The organism is Candidatus Nitrosopumilus sp. bin_7KS, from assembly GCF_054095835.1.
This window is the reverse complement of record NZ_JBSWSO010000001.1, coordinates 23,847-45,637: the sequence shown is the minus strand read 5'-3', so window position 1 is coordinate 45,637 and position 21,791 is coordinate 23,847. Positions and strand designations below refer to the sequence as shown.

Genomic DNA, 21,791 nt, shown 5'->3' with positions numbered 1-21,791 from the left:
GTTTTCAAACCTTTAATTGCTAAATCTATTTACGAAAAATATTGAATCAAACAACATCTAAAGCCCTTACTGGATTCAAGTACATTTACTTAATTGCATTTTTTGCATTACTTTCAGGATTATTTCATCCACTTATCACTAACACTAGTTTTGATGGAGTGATTAGTGGAGTGCTGGTATTGTTTGTAGGTCTTGCAGGTGGAATTCTACTATACAGAGCTGCAACATCTGAAAGTAATAGAGTGATATTTCTAGGAAGTGGATTTACACTAATGGCTATTTCATTATTCTATATTTTTCAATTTACTGGAAGAGCTTAAACATCAAAATATAGATAAAATTCATGTGGGTGTGGTCTAATGGCTATTTCTCGTTGGTCTCTTCTTTCTAATTCTATAATTTTATCAATTACATCATTTGTGAAAATTGTGTTAAGATATTTTCTATCACTTTCTAATTCATCTAATGCTTCTCCAAGGCTTTTTGGAAGAACACCAATTCCTCTTTTAGCTCTATCAGATTTAGTCATCTTGAAGATATCATCACGAACTTCAGGCCCTGGGTCCATCTTTTTCTTCACTCCATCCATTCCTGCAGCAGTAACTGCTGCAAATACTAGATATGGGTTTGATGAAGGATCAGGTGCTCTAAATTCAAGTCGTTTTAGATTAGCATAATTTTTTCCTTTGAGGTGTTTTGGAACTCTTACAATGGCAGAACGATTTCCAGAACTCCATGCAATGTATGCTGGAGCTTCATATCCTGGAACTAATCTGTGATATGAATTAGTTGTAGGATTACAAATAGCAGATAATGATTTTGCATGATTAATGATACCACCACAAAAGTATCGTCCAAGTTGACTTAATTCAATTTCATCATCTGAATCATAAAATGCATTTAGATTATCCTTCCATAAACTAACATTAACATGCATACCAGAACCTGAATCCATTGCAATTGGTTTTGGCATCATTGTTGCAACTTTTCCATATTTTTGTGCGACATTTCTAATAACAAATTTGTATGATTGTGCAGCGTCAGCAGCATTTGTCATGCGATCATATTTGATATCAATTTCACATTGACCTGCTGTTGCTACTTCATGATGATGATTATCACATAAAATTCCAAAATTCTTATTGAGAATATTTACACATTCATTTCTATATGGAGTAAGAGTATCTGCTGGAGTACTTGGGTAATATCCTTCTTGTAATCCCATAGGATAACCATCACCTGATTGATTCCATGGAGCTTCTTTTGATTCAATAGAATATGATTGACCTTTGTAAGGTGTTAGAACATCCCAATGTACTCTATCAAATACAAAGAATTCTACTTCTGGACCCCATGTACTAAAATCAAATCCCTGTGTTTTGATGTATTCTTCAGCCTTTTGAGAAATTCCTCTTGGGTCTCTTGATAATCGTCCTCTATCTTCTCCCCAGTAAACATCGCATAGTAACCTGGCTGTTTTATTTTCAGTCATCCAAGGAATTATTGCAAATGTATTTGGATCAGGTTTTAAAAGTAAATCTGAATCATTAATGTCGGCAAATCCAATAATTGATGAACCATCTAATTTTGGTAATCCATCTCTCATTTGTTCTGGAGTAAAGGTATTTGCTGAAATTGTAGTATGATGAAAATGACCTGTAAGACCTGTAAATTGTAGATCAATGAACTGAATATTTTCATGCTGAATTCTTGCAAAAACTTCGTCTGGTGAGTATGTTATTGGAATTGCTTTACCGTGGCTGACTTTATATGGCAATTTAGTCTTCAATCAAACACAAATACACAGTCATTTAAGGATTAGGTAAGAATGTCAGAATCAAATCAAATCGATATCAACTCTTTACATCATATAGTTTTACGTGAAATTGAAGATGATTCAATTTCAGAAATTGATCCCAATTTTTACAGAAACCTAGCTGATTTCATTGGAAATTTACAAAAACAAGAATTTGATGGAGTAGAAAATAAAATTAAAAATACTATGGTGGAGATGGTGACAGAATTAACATCATTATTAATAGAAATTCGATTAGATAAAATTTCAAAAAATTCTGATTTAGAAATAAGCTATTTACTAGATGAAGAAAAATTTATTCTTGATTCCCAAGAGGATCAGAAAGAAAGAATAGAAATGATTGTATCGGCAACAATTAATGGAAAATCAAAATTTTTAGAATCATTAGCCCAGAATCACAAAACAAAAAAAATTGTTATTAGATTTCTACATGAAGTAGATGAAATTGTTGGTGCAGATCTTGAAAAATATGGTCCTTTCAAGACTGAAGATATAGCTACTATTCCATATGAGAATGCTCAGGCCTTAATTGCAAAAAATATAGCAACTAAGGTTCATTTGGAAGACTAGATAGAAATTATACCTTTAATCATCATAAAATATGTCTCATACAGGCGTTGATGTAGTTGATTTTCTTTTTTATACAATTTATCCTGTAATCGGAATTTTTGCAGTGGAACTTATCAGTAGATTAGTAAAGGCACCAAAATGGATAAAATTATGGACACAAGCAATTGTGTCTATAGGTTTTGGAGTTTACTATTGGTTCATTTTACCAGCACCACAAAATTTTCCATTAACTGCAATGGTGATGTTTGCACTTGCTATAGCTTTGATTTATCAAGGAAGAAGAGCAAAAATTTCTCCTGACAAAAGTCCGTATTAATTTCGAAGTCTTCTAAAAATTCGTTTTAAAATATTTGGTTTGTTACGTCCACCATCACGAATTACTTTTCCCTCTCCAAATCTTTTAGCTCTAATTTGACTGAGTTTTACACATCTATGCTCTTCAGGTAGTCTATGTTCTGCACAAAAAGGATCTTTGCAATAATTGCATTGAAAAGGCATATCAGTTAAATCACCACAATAAGCGCATTTTTCTGACTGCATATTTTGTAATACTATTTTTCTTTTAATAAAGGTGCTAGAATTTTCTTAAAACTTCTTAACGTCTAAACATTTTTACGATGTTCGACCATAGTTTGTTTGAAGATTAGATGATTAAAGATAAAGTTGCAATAATTACCGGGGCTAGTAGTGGAATAGGATTTGCAACTGCTTTGGCCTTATCAAAAGCAGGTGCAAAAGTTGCAATAGGTGCTAGAAGAGTTGACAGATTAGAAGAACTTGCAAAAAAAATTACATCTGATGGCGGAGAAGTATTTTATCAAAAATTAGATGTAACACAAAGAGCTGAATGTGACAATTTTGCAAAAGCAGTTTTAGAGAAATGGGGTTCTATTGATATTCTTGTAAATAATGCAGGTTTGATGCCTTTGAGTTTATTCAAAAGCCTCAAAGTTGATGAATGGGATAGAATGGTTGATGTGAATATCAAAGGTGTTTTGTATTCTACAGGCGCGGTAATTTCACATATGAAAGAAAAGAAATCAGGTCATATAGTTAATCTATCATCTGTAGCAGGAAGAATAGTTTTTGCTGGAGGTAGTGTTTATTGTGCAACTAAATATGCTGTTGCAGCATTTACTGAAGGATTAAGACAAGAATTCAGTGTTCGTTCTAACATTAGAGTAACTAGTATTGAACCAGGAGTTGTTGCAACGGAACTAAATGATACAATTACTGATGAATCTTTGCAAGGATTTGTTGAAAACGCAAAGAAGATGGAATCTTTACAAGCAGAGGATATTGCAAATGCAATTTTGTATGCAGTTGATTCTCCGCCACATGTTAATGTAAATGAGATTTTGATACGACCTACTACTCAAGCACTTTAAGTTGGCCAATATTCCGCATGTTGTAATTTTAGGTGGAGGTTTTGGTGGACTCTCAGCTGCAAATGAATTAAGAAACACGTTACCATCATCACAAGTAAAAATTACTGTAATTGATAAAAAAGACTGGTTTATGGTAGGATTTGCAAAGCTATGGATCATAAATGGAACACGTACTTTTGAAAATTCAACAGGATCATTAAACGAACTACAAAAGAAAGAAATTGATTTTGTTAAAGATGAAATTTTATCAATTAATTTTGAAAATAAGAATGTAAAAACAAAAACTAAACAAATTTCATTTGATTTTCTAATTATTTCAATGGGTGCAGTATTAGCTCCTCAAAAAATTCCTGGATTGGAACAAAATGGATTCAATCTTTATGATCACAATCAACTTTTACAAATACGGGAGAAACTTGAAAGTATTGAATCTGGAAAAATTGCAATTTCTATAATGGGAATGCCTTACAAATGTCCTCCAGCACCATTTGAGGCTAGTTTATTGATTGATTCTATGCTTCGAAAACGAGGAATTCGCAATTCTGTACAAATTGATTTTTACAGTCCTGCCCCTATTACTTTACCAGCTGCTGGACCTGAAGTTAGTAAACAAATTCTTGAACTAGTAAATTCAGAACAAATTATTTTTCATAATTCTTGTAAAATAAAATCTGTTGAATCTAAAAAATTAATTTTTGAAGACAGTGAAGCTGATTTTGATATACTTTTAGCTATTCCCCCACATATTGCTCCTAAAGTAATTTATGATTCTGGATTAGCTAAAGAATCTGGATTTATTCCAATTGATAGAGATTGTAAAACTCCAATTGAAAATGTCTTTGCAGTAGGTGATGTAACTAGTTTAACTGTTGCAGAAAAAATGGCAGTTCCAAAAGCTGGAATTTTTGCAGAAGGAGAAGGTATTACAGTAGCACAAAATATTATTTCAAAAATCCAGTCCAAAGAAGAATCTGCATTGTTTGATGGAAAAGGAGGTTGTTTTATTGAGTCTGGCAGAGATACCGCATCTGTAATTGAAATTGATATGTTTTCACAATCAAAACCATTGACGAATCTCACAGAATCAACTTCTGATAATCTTTCTAAAAAGATAGAATTTGAAAAAGAAAGACTAGAAAAATGGTTTTAGTTTATTCATCTGAATCTTTACTTTTTGAAAGATGCTCTAAAATTGCTTTAACCCCTACATCTATTTCTTGAGTATTTTTTGAAAGATTGAGTTTTTCTGGAATATTATTTTTAAAATCTTCAGCCTCTGTTTCAATACTTCTTCTTTGAACACAATCAAGATGATCTTGATCTGTAGCAGAAATCTTATGACAAATATTGCAAAGTTTCATTAATTCTATTTATCAATAGGACGATTTAATAATTTCATTTTGTGCCTCTGAAGCGAGGGATCGTAGTCTAGCTTGGTATGATACTAGTCTGGGGGACTAGTGGTCGCAGGTTCAAATCCTGCCGATCCCATTATAATTTTAAAATTTTGAGTAATTTTTCAAAATTTTCTTTAGATTTTTCTTGTTTGTATGATTTGAGTGCCCCGATGATTTTTTCTTTGGATGAATTTTTGTAAATTTTTTGAGTCTTTTTGGAAATTCCAGATCCGATGAAAAAGGCCTGAGTTATTGATGTAACATTAGATGGTCTTCTCTTCGTACTTGAACTTTCAAAATCAATTAGCGAAGATTTTGTTTTACCTACAATAACATGTTTTGAAATATTGCTTAATTCACCATGATCAAATCCAATTTGGTCTAATCTATAACAATCTTCTAATACACTTTTTATTGTTGATTTTAATTTTTTTGCACTTCCAACCCCTTTTAACATTTCAATCCAATTACTGAATTTTTCCCCTTCGAGATATTCCATAACTAAGAAATTTTTGCTGACATCAATCATTTTTGGACCCACTTTAACTGAATTAACTAATTTTAATAATACTGCTTCATTTTTCATATCTTTTCTTGGAGAATCGGTTCTTCTAATTTTTAGGGCAACTTCTTTGTTGCCTTTCTTTGCAATTACTACAACACCAACATATCCTTTTCCTAAAATTGCTAAATTTCCAAGTGTAGTAGGACCTGTTAAGGAAATTGATTTAATTTTTAATTTTTCTAATTCATTTATTCTTGATTTAATTTGACGACTAGTTGCATTTGGATATCCAATAATGTTTGAATATGGTTTTTCTAAAAATTTTTTAATTGAAATGAAGGAGTGTGCCATCTACTGAAATTAATTCACCTGCTTCCTCTTTAATTGATTTGCTTAGATTTTTGTTTCCTACGGATATTTTGAAACCCTGTTTAAAATCACTTTGAAGACCTTTTGGTATGCCTACTTGAAGATTTTTCTTCAAAAATTCTTTCATAAAATTTACTGCATCAGTATGAATTCTTTTTTCTAAGGAAATAATTTTTTTATTATTTCCAACCCATACTAATTCTGCATTTTTGAGATTTTTAGCAATGAAACTATGTGTGCTATCTTCTCTGAAAAATTCAGGTCCACTTTTGGAATAAATTTCATTGATTTTGATAGACTCTAAAAAGAAGAAAAGATAGGCTTCTTTTTGCTGATCTGTGTGGGATTTACTTCTCAATACAGTAAATCCTCCTAGTTCTAACTGAGTGGACAATGTTGAGGTTGCTCTTTTAATTTGCCCCCAGATAATATCTGGACTCCTAGCTTTGAAATTAAATTTTACAACCAATAAATTATTCCAAAATTTATTTGATGTTCTTGGTTTTCTAATCTTGAAAAATTCTAAACTTGGTTTTTCTTTAAATGCCCTTGAAATAAGAATAAACTTTCCAATATTTTCATCAGAAATGGCAGCAGCTAAATTTCGATTACTGTCTATGGGATCAATCACTACAATTGATGTATCAAATTTTTTAGTTGTTTTTCCAATGATTTGATTTTCATTAATTTTTGAAATTGATTTTATTAGATTTTCAAAACTTCCAAATTCTAAAATCAAAACTTCAGAAATATATCCACTGAATCCTTGTTTTGCTATTTCTGCACCATAAATTCCATTTGATTTTAGAAACGTCTTCAAAACTCGTACCTCGTTTCTCATTTTTGGCGTTAATGATTTTTCCATAAATTTTGTATGAAATGGTGATCTATCTGCAGCACTTTTCCATTCTCCAATCTTTACATCATAACATGGTACAACATTGATCTTAGTATTTTTTATTTTAGCCTCAACATATGGATGCTGAGAATATCTAACATAAGGAGAATATTTTTTCAATGAATCAAACCCAATTTTCTTGGAAATTTTCTCAAATTTTTCTTCAGATACATTTTTTTTAAATTTTATGAATATATCCACATCTGCATCTTTGCTTAACCAAGTTCCTTTAGCAAATGATCCGCCAAATTCTAATTCCTCCACTTCCAAATATTTTTTAATTTCTTTTTCAACCAATCTAAAAGCTGTTTCTCCAATTTGCTTCTTTGATTTTTCAATTGTTTTTGAAGGAATTACAGTTTTAGAAACTTTAGAAATTATTGGATTCATTTTTTTGCAGCAACCTCCATTAAATCTGAATAAACTGGTCCATTTGTTGTAAGAACACTTTTTTTCAATTTTATATTAGATACTTTTTGAATTCCAAAATTTATCATTTTATAATTTTTCATTTCTCCTGATATGTCTCCAATCTTCTTTTTAATTCTAAATACTGTGATATGAGGTTTGAATGGTTTATCTGAAAAAAATCCCAGTGGTTCTAACACTTTTTCTACTTTTTTAGATAGCTGAATTAACATATTTCCTCCAATCTCATCTGTTCCAATCCAAATCACTCTTGGAAATTTGGGCTTAGGAAATACTCCAATTTCTTTTAGATTGACATCAAAACTTGAAAATTCAATTGTTTTAAGAGATTGGATAATTTTTTGAGTAATTTCCTCTGAAATTTCCCCTAAAAATTGTAAAGTAAAATGTAAGTTTTTCAATTCTACTGGGTTAGCATCGATATTGACCCCTTTCTGAAATTCTTTAATTGCATTAATTGTATTGTTATTTGAAATTTCTATTGCCACAAAAACACGCATCATAATATTTTTTGAAGGATGTTTATAATAATTTCCGGTAGCTTCATAGACGAGCCTTTTTTTTGATATATGTTGACAAAACTAATTGTATGTTTAACAGGAATGCCCGGAGCAGGTAAATCTACCATTGCAGAAGGATTACAATCTAAAGGATACGAAATAATCAATATGGGAAATACTGTTAGAGAAGAAGCTAAAAAAAGAAATTTAGAATCCACTAGAGAAAATTTAGGAAAATTAATGCTTGAATTAAGAGAAAAAAATGGTCCTGGCGCAATAGCTGAATTAGTTAAACCACAAATTGAATCTTCAACCTCAAATGTAATTTTAATTGATGGAGTCAGATCCAATGATGAAATTCAAGTATTGAAAAAATATGGCACAGTAAAATTATTAGCCGTTCATGCCTCTACTGATACCAGATTCAATTTCTTACAAAAAAGGGGAAGATCAGATGATCCTCAAACAAAACAACATTTCGAAGAAAGAGATAATCGTGAATTAGGAGTTGGTGTAAGCAATTCTATTGCACTTTCTGATAATGCAATATCTAATGTCGGTAAAACAAAAGAAGAATTAATTGAACAAACTTTTAAAATCATTCAAAAATGGTTAGAATGAAAATTCCAAACATTAATTGTAAAATTGAAATGGTCTGCCCAGTAAACTTATCAGAAGATCCTGATAAAGTTATACAAGCAATTTCTAATATTTTTCCACACTCAAATATTAAAAATGAAAATTTTTCAATTAAAGCTCAATCAAATGAATTAAGATCTTTAGAAAAAATTTATGAATCAATTGTTTCTACACAGTCTCAAAAAAGTTATACACGTAATTTGGAAAATAATTTAGAAGGAAATAGTACTTGGTTTTTTCTAAATAAGCAAGCAGCTTTTGTAGATCAAGTTGCAATATGCGATGAGGCAGAAGAATCCCCCCTTGGACCAATTAAGGTAATCCTGAATTCATCAAACATTGATGGAATAATTGATTGGATTTCTGACTAAATCTTGGAAAATTAGCTAAGAAAATTAACTCATTTTTGACTATTTTTTTCAGTTTGAATGTAAAATCCGTTTTTTTGAACTATTGTGTAATGTTCATTAAACTAGGCATAATTGCAGGCATTGTAATTTTGGGTGGGATGATTTTTTCAAATGAAATTGATAACTTGTTTCCTACGACTTCTGCAACTGTGCTTGATTCTCTGAAAAATGATGTTGATATTTTTGGTTCAAAGGCATCTGATTCAGTAGAACAAAGAATTGATTCATCAATAGATAAAATCGTAGATAAAACTAGTGAATCAATATCCAATGAATTAAGTGATACTGGAGATAAAATATCCAATGAAATCTCTGAAGTAAAAGAATCATCTCAAAAAACTATCCAAGATGAAATTTCAAATTTTAATCCAATAGAGTCAATCCAAAATATTTTTAATGGTAATTCAAATTCTGATACTAACAGTCATTTATCTGATAACAATATTTCATCTCAAAATACTGTTTCAAAAATATCAGAAACTCTTTCTTTATCTACCAAACAACAATTAGATGATAATATTTTACTTCAATATGTTGATACAAGTGGAAAAACAAAAAGTGTTAATGTGATTATTAGAACTGATGACAAAGAAATTTTTTCTGGTACTTTCTTTACCTCAAAGTTTGATACTAATGTAAATGATGCAACAGGAATTCCATATTATGTAGATATGGTTGTAGAGCATGAAGATTATGGAACAATTATTTCATCAGTTTACAATCCAGGAGATTCTTCTGATACCAAAATTAACGGTATCTTTTCTCAGCCATAATTTATTTTTTAAATAATGAAACTAATTTTGGTAGAATTTCTACACTTGTATTTCTAATTATTTCATCCATTTCTTCTGACATCTCTGTATTTTCCGGATTTATTTCAATTAGTGTTGCATTATTTTGTTTTGCATATAGTGGAAGTGTATTTGCTGGAGATACTACAAGTGATGTTCCGACTATGACCATCAAATCACACTCACTTGCAAATTCAATAGCATTTTGCCATACATCTTGTGGTAGTGGTTCTCCAAACCATACTACATCAGGTCTTAGTATATTTCCACATTTACAAAGAGGTGGAAGATCAGAAATTTCAGTTAAAATATCTTCATTATAATCGCAAACAGAACATTTGATCTTTACAATACTCCCATGCAATTCTAAAACATTTGAACTTCCAGCTTTTTTGTGCAATCCATCAATATTTTGTGTTAGAACCACAACTTGAGCATACTTTTCAAGTTCAGATATTGCATTATGTCCTGGATTTGGCTGTGCCTGAAAAATATTGCTCCTTCTATCGTTATACCACTCCCATACCAGTTTAGGATTCTCATAAAATGCATCAATAGTTGCAAGCTTCATTGGATCATAACTACGCCATAATCCATCATTTCCTCTAAATGTAGGGATTCCACTTTCTTGTGAAATCCCAGCCCCCGTAACAAAAACAATTTTTTTATAATTTTTAATTTGATCACTAATTGATTCAAACATTTTATTTAATTTCTATCTCTAAGAGATCCTTTGCAGTGATTACTGAATCATGAATTTCTTTAGCTTCTTTTAAATGTCCTTTTTCATCTTTGTATCTAGCTGAAAAATGTGTTAAAACTAAATTTTTTACTTTAGCATTTTTTCCTAATGTTGCTGCTTGTCTTGCAGTAGAATGACACGTATCCCTTGCTCTATCTCTTTCTTCTTCTAAAAATGTTGAATCAAATACCAAATAATCACAATTATCAAAAAATTTTTCTAATTCTTTAGTAGGCATTGTATCGCCAGAAATTCCAATTTTTTTACCTGGACGTTTTTCTCCCAATACTTGATCTGGCTTTATTATTTTATCATTAATTGTAATATCCTGACCTTTTTGTAAATCACTCCATAATTTTCCTTCAGGAATTCCTAATTGTTTAGCTTTTTCAAGATTGAATCGTCCCGGTTTATCTTTTTCTTCAAACAAATATGAAAAAGCAGTTACTGAATGATTTGCTTTACACACGTAAATAGAAAATTTTTCATCTTCGAATACTTTTCCTTCTTTAATGGTAGTGATTAATACAGAAAATGATAATCCAAAATTTAACACTTTGATGTTTGCTGCAATAAACTCTTCAATTCCATTTGGTCCAAAAATTTCTAATGTTTCAGTTCTATTTTGCATTGACATGGTTTGTAATAATCCTAAAATTCCTACACAATGATCTCCATGCATATGCGTAACAAACAACTTCATTTTTTTATTCCAACCCAAACCTGATTTCATAAATGATATTTGGGCAGCTTCACCTGCATCAAACATTAAGATCTCACCATCTCTTTCTAAACAAATACATGACAACCCTCTATTTTCAGTGGGTTGGGCAGCAGAAGTACCTAGGAATACAAGTTTCATTTTATCAGAATTGTTCTTGTCAAGCTTTTATGCCTATAGATATGGTATTTTTTTAATCCACTTAATTTTGAGTTAAAGTCCATTTCTTTTTTGTACATAATTGCAACTCTTTTTCGTGTAGGCAGTATTGAGAAAAATTTCTTCAATATTTCTTGGGGTTTTTCTGATGTTTTTGAGGCTGTTCCATATGGTAAATCAGTTACAATTCCATCAAATTTGTCTGATATTTTTGATAATTCATGAAATTCTGAATTTATCACATTTGAATGATAATTATTCACTTTGAGATTTTTCTTAGCAATTTCACACATTTTTTCATCAAAATCCAATCCAATTGCATGAATTCCCATTGATTCTGCCTCAAGTAGTGTAGTACCTGTTCCACAAAATGGATCGCAAACGGTCTCTCCTTTTTTCATTCCAATCAGATTAATCATGACTCTGGTCAGCTTCCAATCCAATTCATGAGGGTATTTCTTGATCTTTTTTGGTCTTACCTGTCCTTTAGATCGTTTTGAAAATCCAAAAAAGTTTTCATCATTTGTAAAAATCAAATATACTGTAATATCTGGATTTTCTAAATTTACTTTTGCATGAGAAAATTTTGATATCATATCTCCCATAGAACTCTCTAATTCTGGAACGTTGAATTGATTTGGTGATAAATTAATGACTCTGCAAACAAAACTTTTTGCATTTTTTAAAACTCCGACATTTTCTTCATCTAGAAATAACCCAGACATTTTTCGTAAAATCTGTCCTGAAGTTTTTACAAAAGTAGCACGTTTTGTTATTTCATTTACATTTGTTTTAGATTGCACGATTACCAGATTGGAAATTACTTTGATTTTAGAAAATCTATCATACATTTTTGCTATTGCTGTGATCTCATCTATTGCAAGTTCTAGATAATCTTTAGATAGAACAAAAAAACTTTCTGGCATAATTAAATTGCCTTTGCAATAGTATTAGAAATATCTACAACAGATGTTTTACCTGGAATTGTATTTGCACTAATAATTTTAGTAACTCCTGATTTTCTAATTCTTTTTTCTGCATCATTCATTAAAAGTGCATGAGTACATGCAACATACACTTTTTTACATTTTTGTTTTTTAAGAAATTGAGTAGCTTTCACAATACTTCCTCCAGTACTAATCATATCATCAACTAATATCAAATCTCTATTTGCAACTTCTTCTAAATTCTTTGTTTTAATCTGAACTTTACCTGTTTTTCTATCTCTTTTTTTCTCTAAAGCAATGTATTCTGAGCCTAATTCCTTTGCAAATTCCTTTGCTCTTTCTTTTCCTCCTTGATCTGGGGATACGACAAGTGGATTATCTAGGCTCAATTTTTTGAAATATCGCACGAGTTCTGGAATTGCAGAAACATTCTTTGTTTTAATGGAAAAATATTTGAATCCAACCATACTGTGAATATCAACAGCAATAATTTTTGATGCACCTGCACCTTTGAACAGCTTGCCAAGAACTTTCATTGTTACAATTTCTCCTGGTAAAAATTCTCTATCTTGTCTTGCATATCCCATATATGGAATTACAGCAATTACTTCAGATGATGTCTCTTTAGCTTTTGAAATAAGTGATAATGCTTGGAGTAGATTTGTATCAACTGGAGGATAAATTGATTGTACAACAATAGATTTTTTCTTTGATATTTTTCCGCTGAGAGTAATCTTGCTTTCTCCATCCTCAAAAATTCTTACTTGTGATTTTACAAAATTTGCCTTTATTTTTCTAGATAGTTTTTTAGCTACATCTTCAGATGATTTACCTGCAATTACTGATAAATTATTCAACAAAGAAATGTGATTTATTGGGATTCTTAAGTTTTGAGAATTTTAGTCTTCTCCACTTCCACGACCAATGTCTCCAATACCATATTCATCAATAACACCATCCCTTTGTTCACTGAGCTGATCAATCTCTTCTTGCTCACGTTTTTCATCTCCTTGATATACAGTTCTAATAGGCCATGGAATTCTAATGTCATATTTTTTAAATTCCTCATACATAATTATCCTCATTTCTGTTTTAGCTTTGAATTGTGAACCATAGTCTCTAACGTAAAGCCATAATGAAAAATCTAATGAAGAATCATTAAAATTATTAAATCTGACAACTGGTTGATTGATATCTACATGAATATCTTTATCACACCCACAACTAGGTTTGTTTTCTTCCACATACGGACATCTTAATTGAGTTACAAGATGCCTGCCTTTGCTATCTACTGATTCTTTCATTACACGTTTTCCAATTTTTACAAGTATTGCTGAAACTTGTTTAGGATCATTAAGGTATGAAACTCCAACTTTAACCATTGCAGGAACCATTTTGATCTCTTTTGAATAGTTGATGATCTGTGCATTTACAAGCTGTCTTGTTGGAATTACTGCAAAGGACTCATTTAGTGCATCTCTAATGTACGTGACTCTAGGAGTAATTTTATGTACATATCCATTATAACCAGTATCTAATTTGATTCGTTCACCTTCTGCAAATATTTTGTCCTTTCTAATCAGAATATATGCAAAATAGTTCTGCATTGTTTCTTGTAATGCTAACCCAACACCAATTGCTAATCCGCCTGTAGCAGTAGCAAGTACAAAGAGATCAACACCCCACCAACTAACTACACCAATAACTACTGCAACAAAAATCCCTAGTGGTAGTATCTGACTAATTGATTTTGGAAGATTTTTTCTCTTTCGTGTTGCATAACCCGGTGGTCTTCCACCAGCAACAATTGGTTCATATGATTCTAATCTCTTTTCTTCTCTCCAAGTATCTATTGGATAAATTTCTTCATCTGATTGCCCAAGTCTGAGTTTTTTTCCAGATTGATTATTTCCAGAAATACATTTTTCAAAATAATCAAGATATTTCTCTCTCTCGGATTGTTTCCATTCTTCAAATGGATTCTTTACTAATTGTTGATAACTTCCAATTGGCAGTCCTTTAGTGGTTCTGAATTCTTCTAAAAATTTTTTACCATCCTCTGTTTTGAGATTTTTTAAAAATTCCTCATCTGAAATATCTTCAGGAGTATTTTTTGGAGGAACCCATTGAAAACATCTGTGAAATAAATCATTTTTATCATCAAGAAACCCTCTCATGTCCTTCCAAGATTCAAAATCTTCTTTTTCCAAATTTGATTTTTCACGTTTACTTATGATAATTGGTATAAGGTGCGCTATTGAATATCCTATTACTAGAATATTGATGGTATTGAGAATTTTTGCAAATGTTCCAGCTGAAGATAAATTATCACTGGTAACAAAATTTTCTGGTATATTTGACAAGTTATTTTGCAAATCTGGGATTATGACATTGTCAAACAAATCAAAAGATTGAATATATGCATTCATGCTGGTGATTAAAATAATTGCAAAAAATGGTAAAACTCCAACTCTGACAAATCTTGAAAGATGAGGTCTAACGTAACTAAATTTTTGAGATAAAACCCATTTTGAAAATACTCGATAAACTAGAGTAATGCCAATAATTCCAATTACAAGAATTGTGAATGCGGTCTGTAAAGCTTCTGATGATGCTATTAGTTCAGTAACACTTTGAAATTCGCTTGCTTGTCCGGCTACTGCACCTATTATTTCATCCTCGGCCATTAACTAACACATTCTCCCATTCTAGAATACAAAGGTAACCTCTATTATTATTTCTAAATGTAATTTTATTCTCGATTTTAGAATATTGATAAATTTATGCCTAGAAACTCTGTAACCTTTAACAAGGGTAAAGTTACTATTTACAAAATGACCTATCAAGAATCAGCATGGAGTGATTCACCATCACTGAAATCATATACATTATCAAATTTTCGTACTCTTCCACAAATTCAAAAACTTGGTGAAGAAACTCAATTTGAAATGGAAGTTGTAGGTAATGTTTTGCCATTTAAAGCAAATAATTATGTTGTTGAACAATTAATTGATTGGAATAATATCCCAAATGATCCAATCTTTGTCTTGACATTTCCTCAAAAAGGAATGCTAAAACCAGAACATTATAAAAAAATGGAGACTGCTTTAAAAAATAATTTAGATAAAAAAGAAATTACTGCAATTGCAAATGAAATTCGTTTACAATTAAATCCACATCCAGCAGGTCAAATGGAACTAAATGTTCCAACATTAAAAGACGGAACAAAACTTTATGGAATGCAGCACAAATACAAAGAAACTTGTCTCTTTTTCCCTAGTCAGAGTCAAACATGTCATGCATATTGTAGCTTTTGTTTTAGATGGCCACAATTTGTTGGAATGGATGAGATGAAATTTGCAATGCAAGAAGGAGAGCAATTAGTTCAATATGTTAGAGAACATCCAGAAATTTCTGATGTGCTTTTTACTGGTGGAGATCCAATGATAATGAAAGCAAAAATTTTCTCAAAATATGTTGATGCTTTAATTGATGCCAAACTTCCAAATCTTAAAACAATTAGAATTGGAACAAAAGCATTAGCATATTGGCCATACAAGTTTTTGACAGATTCAGATTCTCAAGAAATGTTAGATGTTTTCAAAAAAATTACCGATAATGGTTTGCATCTTGCATTTATGGCTCACTTTAATCATTTGAATGAATTATCCACTGATGCAGTAAAAAATGCAATTAAAGAAGTAAGAAAAACAGGCGCACAAATTAGAACTCAATCTCCCATACTAGCACATATCAACGATGATGCAGAAATGTGGGCTAAAATGTGGACTAAACAAGTTCAACTCGGATGTATTCCATACTACATGTTTGTAGTTAGAGATACTGGTGCTCAACATTACTTTGGAATCCCATTGGTGAAAGCTTATCAAATTTTCAAAAAGGCATATTCTTCAGTTAGTGGATTAGCAAGAACTGTTCGTGGACCAAGTATGTCTGCAACTCCAGGAAAAGTCCATGTTATTGGAACTGCAAATCTGAGTGATCAAAAAGTAATTGTATTGAGATTTTTACAGGGTAGAAATCCTGATTGGGTTCAAGTTCCATTCTTTGCCAAATATGATGAAAATGCAATTTGGTTAGATGATTTGAAGCCTGCCCTTACTGATAAATTCTTTTTTGATGAAGAAATGAAAAATTTCAAAGCAACACATCCAACTGAAGATTATCCTGAATCTTAGAATTAACCTGACTAACTTGACAACTCTAACTTACAAGATAACATTAGTAAACTAATTTACAATTAATGTCAGTTGAATTCAGATCAAGTATTACAGACTATTCAAAATGAAAATATATCATTCATTGACTTTTGGTTTGTAGATATTTTTGGTGAGCTTCATAATGTTGGAATGCCAAGCTATGCAATTGATGAAAATAGTTTTGTCAATGGTCTTGAAAAATTAGATGCAAGTTCAATAGTTGGCTTCAAATCCGTCAATAATTCTGATATGATTTTAATGCCTGATTCAAATTCATTCAAAATTCTTCCTAATGATTATGATCCAGGTAATAGAAAAAATGCAAGAATGTTTTGTGATCTTTATGATGGAAGCACAAACAAAGAATCAAGATACACTAGAGATTCTAGAGGTATAGCTTTCAAAGCATCTGAGAAACTAAAAGAATTTGGATTAACTCACACTAATTGGGGTCCTGAAATAGAATTTTTTGTTTTTGATGCAATCAATGTTTATCCATCTCCGTACGCAGCAACCCATTCTGGTGGAGGCTCAGGCTACTCAATTGAGTCAAAAGAATCTCCATGGGCAAAAGGAAATGTAAGTACTGCAATTGATATCAAGGAAGGATATTATCCATCACAACCAAAAGATACTCTTAATGGTTTTAGGAAAGATGTTTGTGAAGATTTATACAATTATTTTGGAATAAGAATCGAAGCTGAACATCATGAGGTTGCAACTTCTGGTCAATGTGAAATTAATTTAGTTTATGATGAAATGATTACGATGGCTGATAATGTTATCGCAGTTAAAAATTTAGTAAAAGTTAAAGCTAAAAGAAAAAATAAAGTTGCAACCTTTATGCCAAAACCAATTTTTGGTGACAATGCATCTGCTATGCATACTCATCAGAGTTTATGGAATGAAAATAGAAATGTAATGTATGATAAAGATGATGATGTTGCACAAATGAGTCAAACTGGAAGATATTATGTAGGTGGAATTCTAAGTCATGCTTCAGCTCTATGTGCAATTTCAAATCCTACTACAAATTCTTACAAACGTCTTGTTCCTGGATTTGAAGCACCAGTCAATGTTTGTTGGGGATTAGCAAATCGTTCTACAGCTATTAGAGTTCCAATGTATAATCGAAACCAAGAAAAAAGTAAGAGAATTGAGTATCGTGTACCTGATCCAACAGCAAATATCTATCTTTTAGAAGCTGCATTGTTACTTGCAGGACTAGATGGAATTAAAAATAAAATAGATCCCGGCGATCCAGTTGAAGAAAATGTCTACAAACTTTCTACAGAAAAGAAACGAGAATACAATATTGGTTCTCTACCTGTATCTTTGAAAGGTGCATTAGATTCTTTGTCTAGTGATTCAAATTTCTTAATTGATATTTTTACAAAAGATTTTCTAGATGCATATTCCGAATTAAAATACAAAGAATATACTGCATTTGCACAAACTCCTACAGCTTGGGAAGTTTCAATGTATGCAGATGCATAGTTTGAGACAATTAAATCCAGATATTATGCTAAGATATTAGAAAATTTAATCCATAACCAACTAAATATGCAATAATTGCAGCAATTCCGCCAATAATTAATGTATTAATTCCAGAGTGCATCATAGATTTTTTTACAATCTTTCCTTTTATCATTCCAACAAGAAAGAATGCAGCACAAACACCTACTATAGAATATGCAAAAGCTTCTTTATTCAATTCAATTCCTATTATCATAAAAATCATAAATGGAATTAATGGAATTAATCCAATAAGATTGAAACCAACAAATGTACTTACAGAACTATGAATGGGATTTTTAGCATCTTCAATTAATTCTAATTCTTCTTTCATCATTGTATCTATCCACACCTTTCTTTTTGATGTGATTATCCTTACAACATCTTCTAATAATTCATCCTTGAAACCTTTTTCTCTGTAAATTTTTCTGATTTCTTCCCTTTCTTGTTCTTCTAAATTATCTATTTCCCACTCTTCTTGTTTTCTTTTCATTTGTACAAATTCATTTCTTGCTTTTGATGCTTGATAATTTGATGCAGCCATAGAAGCTCCATCAGCAAATAAATTTGCAAATCCTAGAATTAAGATTATTGCAGAAGGTAATGATGCACCCATAACTCCTGCAACTATCGCAAAAGTTGTAACTGCTCCATCTATAGAACCATAAATAAAATCATCAAAATATATTTTCATTTTTAATTAGATCAAGTTAGATATTTGATTAGTATGCATGAACAATTCCAATATTGAAAATCATCATTGTTTCTTATATTGAATAAATTTTGCTGTAACATATGGCCAAATTCAAAAAAATTCTAGTTCCCCTTGACGGTTCATCAAATTCTATGAGAGGATTAGATAGAGCAATTGAAATTGCTAAAGGTGGAGATGCAGAAATTACAGGATTTTATGTATTTCATTTGCCCATGGCAGCAGGAATCAAATATACAGCAAAAATGAAAGAAGAAGCACAAAGAAAAGCTGTCAAAGCTATTGGTCCTGCCATGAATAAAACTCAAAAGGCGGGTGCTGTTTTCAAATACAAAACTGGTGGTGGAAATACTGGTTCTGAAATTGTTAAATTTGCTAAGAATGGAAAATTTGACATGATTGTAATAGGTGCAAGAGGATTGGGTGGTGCAAAAGAGGCATTTCTAGGAAGCACATCTAATTATGTAATGCATAAAACTGCAGTTCCTGTTTTAGTAGTAAAATAGTCAAATCTGGACTTTTTTTTCATTTTTTTCATATCCTTGATATTCTATGCCTAATAACCTACAAGTATAGGAATTTGAAAAATTATCATTGGTATAGAATATGGTAGAAAGCAATTATGATATCTTAGGAATTACAGAAGGTACAACTGAGAAAGAAATTAGAGATGCATTTAGACGATTGGCTCTTCAATTTCATTCAGATCGTGGAGGTGAAAACGAACAATTTATTCAAATTAAACAAGCATACGATGATCTAAAAATTGGTAAAAAATATCCTGAAACAGATTATGAAAAATTAAAAAATTCCAAAGTATATTCTGGTGATACTGAGGCCGATGTAAGAAGAAAAAATCAGATTTTGGGTCAAGAACTATTCAAAGAAATGAAAACTGCTCAAGAATGGGCAGCTGCTTTGAATAGTTCAAACACAACTGCTTCTAGATTATTTGGTTCAAAAACTCTTGGAGAAATTGAATTAGAAAGAAAAGCTAACGGTGCTCTATCAATTAAAGGAAATTTTATGGCAGGGAGTTTTTCTTATGATGGTCCTATTATTATGCAAGGGAGTATTACTAGCCCTTCGTGGACAGAAGAATTTCAGACAAATATCCATTTGACTAATGGGGATTTTAAATTCATTAATCCTCTAGAAAATAAATATAAAATTGATAATGGTGCAAAAATAATTGTAGATAATGGTAATGTTGTTATTGGAAATGTTTATGGAAGAAAATTTAAAATTGAAGATCCTATACGTGTAGGAGTTTTCCAAATTCAAGAACATAGAACTCACATATCAGCACTAAATGGAAAAATTATTGCAGAAAATATTGCAAATACAGTATCACTTGAAGCTGATTCTGTAATTGTTTTGAATGTTGAAGATGATGTAAAAATTTCTGCAAGAGAAATTTTATTTTATGGTGGAAAGTTAACTTTTGATTCTGAGATCATCCTTAAAGAAGGTGGAACGATTAGATTCTTTGAGAATTTTTCTATTCAGGGGTTTAGTGGTGATGCGATAATTAAACTTGAGAATGGTAAAAAAATACGATTGTTTGATCTCAAGACTAAAAAAATTAAAGATTTAGCTGATGAATTTGTATCAAACAAAGAAAATTACACAAAAGATGCTACTATGATCGGAAATGGATTTACTATAACATATGCAATGCTAGATAATCTCTCTATGAAGCCTGCTAAAAAACAAGGATGGGCATTAAAATTTGGCTTTTCTAAAAAATAATTATGTCTAAATGCTAATTTTTAGGCATGATAATGATCATTTCTCATAAATATGCCTATTTTTGAATATTAAACGTGAAAAAGATAGAGGCTGTAATTAAGAGAAAAAATTTCCCTACCATTAAAACGAATTTGAATATAGTTGGAACTTACATCATTGATAAACGAAATTTAGATGACAGTAATATTTACGATGAGTCTCAAGGTTCTCGAGTAGGTTCAACTGGATTAAAGTCAGTACCATTAGCAAAAATCGAAATGGTAGTTTCTGACAAAGATGCAAGAAAAGTAGTTGAAATGATTTCAAAAAATTCTGGCTTGTCATCAAAACATGGTGGAAAAATCTTTGTTTCTGAAATGGAAGAAGTCGTAGATATGGAAACACTTGATGGAAAACAAGATCTTGAATTTACTTCAGAAGCAAGTTCAGAATTAAGACAATTACCTAAACGAAGTAGATTTGTTCCATTACAAAAATTTACTTTGAATAAATTACAAATAATTTATGAAGATAACAAAGAAACTTTGCGTAATGATTATAGAATAAAATCATTTAGTGATTTTGTAAATTATTGTATAATGAAATCATTACCAACAATAGAAAAACAACTAAAAAATCCTACAATTATTTATGAAAATAATTTTGGCGATTTTTAATAGTAGCCATTAAACAAAGCTAATCCAACCAACGTCATTCCAACTGCTGCAAGAACTAGTTTGGCGATAGAAATTTTGGATAATTTCATACAACTAAACCAACAAGTAGTGGTATAACAATGATCCCTGCTATTACGACGACTTTGAGTATGTCTTTAGATTCCAAGTGCTGCATTTCTTCTCTGTGAAACAATTTACTTTTACGAATAGAATTTATGTTCATGTCCTTAGATTGTGTTTTCCCCTTCATCCCCTGTAGCAATATCCACTGCTCGTAAAATTTGAGAAACAAAGATTTTACCAACTCTGCCCTTTTGTTTAATAATTCCTACAACTTCATCTTCATTTGCATCTGAAATTATTGCTTCTAATCTGTATTTATCACTGAATTGAGGCACAAAAATTTCACTTCCTTTTGATGCATGAATTTCTGGACCTGGTTTCTTTCCTCTTCCCCTTACTTTGGATACAGTAAGACCCCCAATTCCGATTTTTTTTAATCCTTCACTAATTGCCATAACGTCGTTTTCTCCAAGTATGACTTCTATTTTGAGCATTCAGTTATTGTATTGCAATTTACACAAATATAATTTCTGATTTTGATAATCAAATGATAATCAAATGATAATCAAATTTAGACATTGTTATTAATTTA

The 21,791-nt window shown here is 30.9% G+C and carries 26 protein-coding genes and 1 tRNA gene; 14 read left to right on the top strand and 13 right to left on the bottom strand.

All coding sequences use genetic code 11. The features are described 5' to 3' along the window. Positions 1–41 precede the first annotated feature (41 nt). Complete coding sequence (locus ACW9W4_RS00310) at positions 42–320, top strand: hypothetical protein (protein ID WP_457760558.1); 279 nt, start codon at positions 42–44, stop codon at positions 318–320. Here ACW9W4_RS00310 and glnA (ACW9W4_RS00305) read toward each other — a convergent pair. Next, entirely contained in the window at positions 317–1,777 is a 1,461-nt protein-coding gene (glnA, locus tag ACW9W4_RS00305) for a type I glutamate--ammonia ligase (RefSeq protein WP_457760557.1), read from the bottom strand. The two genes, ACW9W4_RS00310 and glnA (ACW9W4_RS00305), sit on opposite strands and share 4 nt — an antisense overlap. Positions 1,778–1,828: 51 nt before the next feature. Here glnA (ACW9W4_RS00305) and ACW9W4_RS00300 point away from each other — a divergent pair, with 51 nt between their 5' ends. Then, positions 1,829–2,386 carry a DNA replication complex GINS family protein gene (locus ACW9W4_RS00300; protein WP_179362726.1) on the top strand — a complete coding sequence of 186 codons (558 nt, stop codon included), beginning with the start codon at positions 1,829–1,831 and terminating at the stop codon, positions 2,384–2,386. A gap of 31 nt (positions 2,387–2,417) precedes the next feature. Beyond that, the gene (locus ACW9W4_RS00295) at positions 2,418–2,702 is read left to right on the top strand and encodes a hypothetical protein (RefSeq protein WP_457760556.1); all 285 of its coding nucleotides are present in this window, start codon (positions 2,418–2,420) and stop codon (positions 2,700–2,702) included. Here the strand turns inward: ACW9W4_RS00295 and ACW9W4_RS00290 are convergent. Then, positions 2,699–2,926 carry an AN1-type zinc finger domain-containing protein gene (locus ACW9W4_RS00290; protein ID WP_457760555.1) on the bottom strand — a complete coding sequence of 76 codons (228 nt, stop codon included), beginning with the start codon at positions 2,924–2,926 and terminating at the stop codon, positions 2,699–2,701. The genes ACW9W4_RS00295 and ACW9W4_RS00290 overlap by 4 nt on opposite strands. A gap of 107 nt (positions 2,927–3,033) precedes the next feature. Here ACW9W4_RS00290 and ACW9W4_RS00285 point away from each other — a divergent pair, with 107 nt between their 5' ends. Next, a complete protein-coding gene (locus tag ACW9W4_RS00285; protein ID WP_457760554.1) occupies positions 3,034–3,774 on the top strand; it encodes an SDR family oxidoreductase in 741 nt (246 codons plus the stop codon). A gap of 1 nt (position 3,775) precedes the next feature. After that, positions 3,776–4,924: an NAD(P)/FAD-dependent oxidoreductase gene (locus tag ACW9W4_RS00280; RefSeq protein WP_457760553.1), complete on the top strand. Its 1,149-nt coding sequence runs from the start codon at positions 3,776–3,778 to the stop codon at positions 4,922–4,924. Position 4,925: 1 nt separating this feature from the next. On the opposite strand, the gene ACW9W4_RS00275 is transcribed toward ACW9W4_RS00280, so the two are convergent. Then, positions 4,926–5,135, bottom strand: coding sequence for a hypothetical protein (locus ACW9W4_RS00275; RefSeq protein ID WP_457760552.1), 210 nt, complete (start codon positions 5,133–5,135; stop codon positions 4,926–4,928). A 56-nt stretch (positions 5,136–5,191) separates the two neighbouring features. Between ACW9W4_RS00275 and ACW9W4_RS00270 the strand changes: the two genes are divergently transcribed. Further along, a tRNA-Pro gene (locus ACW9W4_RS00270) sits at positions 5,192–5,265 on the top strand. Here ACW9W4_RS00270 and ACW9W4_RS00265 read toward each other — a convergent pair. The 3 genes from ACW9W4_RS00265 to thpR are packed head-to-tail and all read right to left on the bottom strand — an operon-like array spanning position 5,266 to position 7,872. Continuing rightward, positions 5,266–6,027: a serine/threonine protein kinase gene (locus ACW9W4_RS00265; RefSeq protein WP_457760551.1), complete on the bottom strand. Its 762-nt coding sequence runs from the start codon at positions 6,025–6,027 to the stop codon at positions 5,266–5,268. Continuing rightward, complete coding sequence (gene cca / locus ACW9W4_RS00260) at positions 6,002–7,333, bottom strand: CCA tRNA nucleotidyltransferase (RefSeq protein ID WP_457760550.1); 1,332 nt, start codon at positions 7,331–7,333, stop codon at positions 6,002–6,004. The genes ACW9W4_RS00265 and cca overlap by 26 nt, the downstream gene beginning before the upstream one ends. After that, positions 7,330–7,872, bottom strand: a complete 543-nt coding sequence (gene thpR / locus ACW9W4_RS00255) for an RNA 2',3'-cyclic phosphodiesterase (protein ID WP_457760549.1) — start codon at positions 7,870–7,872, stop codon at positions 7,330–7,332. The genes cca and thpR overlap by 4 nt, the downstream gene beginning before the upstream one ends. A 69-nt stretch (positions 7,873–7,941) precedes the next feature. On the opposite strand from thpR, the gene ACW9W4_RS00250 reads away from it, so the two are divergent. The 3 genes from ACW9W4_RS00250 to ACW9W4_RS00240 all read left to right on the top strand — a co-directional run bounded on the left by ACW9W4_RS00250 (position 7,942) and on the right by ACW9W4_RS00240 (position 9,694). Then, a complete protein-coding gene (locus ACW9W4_RS00250; RefSeq protein ID WP_457760548.1) occupies positions 7,942–8,493 on the top strand; it encodes an AAA family ATPase in 552 nt (183 codons plus the stop codon). Continuing rightward, positions 8,490–8,882 carry an RNA-binding domain-containing protein gene (locus ACW9W4_RS00245; RefSeq protein ID WP_457760564.1) on the top strand — a complete coding sequence of 131 codons (393 nt, stop codon included), beginning with the start codon at positions 8,490–8,492 and terminating at the stop codon, positions 8,880–8,882. The genes ACW9W4_RS00250 and ACW9W4_RS00245 overlap by 4 nt, the downstream gene beginning before the upstream one ends. An 89-nt stretch (positions 8,883–8,971) precedes the next feature. After that, on the top strand, positions 8,972–9,694 hold the full coding sequence (locus ACW9W4_RS00240; protein WP_457760563.1) for a hypothetical protein: 723 nt from the start codon (positions 8,972–8,974) through the stop codon (positions 9,692–9,694). Between the two features lies 1 nt (position 9,695). On the opposite strand, the gene ACW9W4_RS00235 is transcribed toward ACW9W4_RS00240, so the two are convergent. Genes ACW9W4_RS00235 through ACW9W4_RS00215 form a run of 5 tightly spaced genes read right to left on the bottom strand, consistent with a single transcriptional unit; the run spans position 9,696 to position 14,968 of the window. Further along, on the bottom strand, positions 9,696–10,415 hold the full coding sequence (locus ACW9W4_RS00235) for an SIR2 family NAD-dependent protein deacylase (protein ID WP_457760547.1): 720 nt from the start codon (positions 10,413–10,415) through the stop codon (positions 9,696–9,698). Between the two features lies 1 nt (position 10,416). Then, positions 10,417–11,316, bottom strand: a complete 900-nt coding sequence (rnz, locus tag ACW9W4_RS00230) for a ribonuclease Z (RefSeq protein ID WP_457760546.1) — start codon at positions 11,314–11,316, stop codon at positions 10,417–10,419. Next, complete coding sequence (locus ACW9W4_RS00225) at positions 11,313–12,260, bottom strand: DNA methyltransferase (RefSeq protein WP_457760545.1); 948 nt, start codon at positions 12,258–12,260, stop codon at positions 11,313–11,315. Before ACW9W4_RS00225 ends, rnz begins: the two co-directional genes overlap by 4 nt. A 2-nt stretch (positions 12,261–12,262) precedes the next feature. Further along, complete coding sequence (locus ACW9W4_RS00220) at positions 12,263–13,138, bottom strand: ribose-phosphate diphosphokinase (protein WP_457760544.1); 876 nt, start codon at positions 13,136–13,138, stop codon at positions 12,263–12,265. A 42-nt stretch (positions 13,139–13,180) separates the two neighbouring features. Beyond that, positions 13,181–14,968 (bottom strand): mechanosensitive ion channel family protein, encoded by a 1,788-nt coding sequence (locus ACW9W4_RS00215; protein WP_457760543.1) that lies wholly within the window; start codon positions 14,966–14,968, stop codon positions 13,181–13,183. Positions 14,969–15,115: 147 nt separating this feature from the next. Between ACW9W4_RS00215 and ACW9W4_RS00210 the strand changes: the two genes are divergently transcribed. Then, a complete protein-coding gene (locus ACW9W4_RS00210) occupies positions 15,116–16,480 on the top strand; it encodes a KamA family radical SAM protein (RefSeq protein ID WP_457760542.1) in 1,365 nt (454 codons plus the stop codon). Positions 16,481–16,552: 72 nt separating this feature from the next. After that, complete coding sequence (gene glnA / locus ACW9W4_RS00205) at positions 16,553–17,998, top strand: type I glutamate--ammonia ligase (protein ID WP_457760541.1); 1,446 nt, start codon at positions 16,553–16,555, stop codon at positions 17,996–17,998. A 28-nt stretch (positions 17,999–18,026) separates the two neighbouring features. Here the strand turns inward: glnA (ACW9W4_RS00205) and ACW9W4_RS00200 are convergent, their stop codons facing one another. After that, positions 18,027–18,710: a VIT1/CCC1 transporter family protein gene (locus ACW9W4_RS00200; RefSeq protein WP_457760540.1), complete on the bottom strand. Its 684-nt coding sequence runs from the start codon at positions 18,708–18,710 to the stop codon at positions 18,027–18,029. Between the two features lie 101 nt (positions 18,711–18,811). Here ACW9W4_RS00200 and ACW9W4_RS00195 point away from each other — a divergent pair, with 101 nt between their 5' ends. From ACW9W4_RS00195 to ACW9W4_RS00185, 3 genes are all read left to right on the top strand, one after another. After that, a complete protein-coding gene (locus ACW9W4_RS00195) occupies positions 18,812–19,234 on the top strand; it encodes a universal stress protein (protein WP_457760539.1) in 423 nt (140 codons plus the stop codon). A gap of 100 nt (positions 19,235–19,334) precedes the next feature. After that, positions 19,335–20,480: a J domain-containing protein gene (locus ACW9W4_RS00190; protein ID WP_457760538.1), complete on the top strand. Its 1,146-nt coding sequence runs from the start codon at positions 19,335–19,337 to the stop codon at positions 20,478–20,480. Positions 20,481–20,554: 74 nt separating this feature from the next. Then, complete coding sequence (locus tag ACW9W4_RS00185; RefSeq protein WP_457760537.1) at positions 20,555–21,136, top strand: P-II family nitrogen regulator; 582 nt, start codon at positions 20,555–20,557, stop codon at positions 21,134–21,136. A 227-nt stretch (positions 21,137–21,363) separates the two neighbouring features. Here the strand turns inward: ACW9W4_RS00185 and ACW9W4_RS00180 are convergent, their stop codons facing one another. Beyond that, positions 21,364–21,693: a P-II family nitrogen regulator gene (locus ACW9W4_RS00180; protein WP_457760536.1), complete on the bottom strand. Its 330-nt coding sequence runs from the start codon at positions 21,691–21,693 to the stop codon at positions 21,364–21,366. Positions 21,694–21,791: the final 98 nt, after the last annotated feature.

Excerpts from the sequence above, each read along its gene's own strand:
- ACW9W4_RS00295 (WP_457760556.1), top strand. The coding sequence starts at position 2,418 with ATGTCTCATACAGGCGTTGATGTAGTTGATTTTCTTTTTTATACAATT.
- ACW9W4_RS00285 (WP_457760554.1), top strand. The coding sequence starts at position 3,034 with ATGATTAAAGATAAAGTTGCAATAATTACCGGGGCTAGTAGTGGAATA.
- rnz (WP_457760546.1), bottom strand. The coding sequence starts at position 11,316 with ATGAAACTTGTATTCCTAGGTACTTCTGCTGCCCAACCCACTGAAAAT.
- ACW9W4_RS00180 (WP_457760536.1), bottom strand. The coding sequence starts at position 21,693 with ATGCTCAAAATAGAAGTCATACTTGGAGAAAACGACGTTATGGCAATT.
- ACW9W4_RS00265 (WP_457760551.1), bottom strand. The coding sequence starts at position 6,027 with ATGGCACACTCCTTCATTTCAATTAAAAAATTTTTAGAAAAACCATAT.
- ACW9W4_RS00240 (WP_457760563.1), top strand. The coding sequence starts at position 8,972 with ATGTTCATTAAACTAGGCATAATTGCAGGCATTGTAATTTTGGGTGGG.
- ACW9W4_RS00275 (WP_457760552.1), bottom strand. The coding sequence starts at position 5,135 with ATGAAACTTTGCAATATTTGTCATAAGATTTCTGCTACAGATCAAGAT.
- ACW9W4_RS00300 (WP_179362726.1), top strand. The coding sequence starts at position 1,829 with ATGTCAGAATCAAATCAAATCGATATCAACTCTTTACATCATATAGTT.
- ACW9W4_RS00225 (WP_457760545.1), bottom strand. The coding sequence starts at position 12,260 with ATGCCAGAAAGTTTTTTTGTTCTATCTAAAGATTATCTAGAACTTGCA.
- ACW9W4_RS00235 (WP_457760547.1), bottom strand. The coding sequence starts at position 10,415 with ATGTTTGAATCAATTAGTGATCAAATTAAAAATTATAAAAAAATTGTT.
- ACW9W4_RS00190 (WP_457760538.1), top strand. The coding sequence starts at position 19,335 with ATGGTAGAAAGCAATTATGATATCTTAGGAATTACAGAAGGTACAACT.
- thpR (WP_457760549.1), bottom strand. The coding sequence starts at position 7,872 with ATGCGTGTTTTTGTGGCAATAGAAATTTCAAATAACAATACAATTAAT.
- ACW9W4_RS00290 (WP_457760555.1), bottom strand. The coding sequence starts at position 2,926 with ATGCAGTCAGAAAAATGCGCTTATTGTGGTGATTTAACTGATATGCCT.
- ACW9W4_RS00210 (WP_457760542.1), top strand. The coding sequence starts at position 15,116 with ATGACCTATCAAGAATCAGCATGGAGTGATTCACCATCACTGAAATCA.
- ACW9W4_RS00195 (WP_457760539.1), top strand. The coding sequence starts at position 18,812 with ATGGCCAAATTCAAAAAAATTCTAGTTCCCCTTGACGGTTCATCAAAT.
- ACW9W4_RS00245 (WP_457760564.1), top strand. The coding sequence starts at position 8,490 with ATGAAAATTCCAAACATTAATTGTAAAATTGAAATGGTCTGCCCAGTA.
- ACW9W4_RS00215 (WP_457760543.1), bottom strand. The coding sequence starts at position 14,968 with ATGGCCGAGGATGAAATAATAGGTGCAGTAGCCGGACAAGCAAGCGAA.
- cca (WP_457760550.1), bottom strand. The coding sequence starts at position 7,333 with ATGAATCCAATAATTTCTAAAGTTTCTAAAACTGTAATTCCTTCAAAA.
- ACW9W4_RS00250 (WP_457760548.1), top strand. The coding sequence starts at position 7,942 with ATGTTGACAAAACTAATTGTATGTTTAACAGGAATGCCCGGAGCAGGT.
- ACW9W4_RS00200 (WP_457760540.1), bottom strand. The coding sequence starts at position 18,710 with ATGAAAATATATTTTGATGATTTTATTTATGGTTCTATAGATGGAGCA.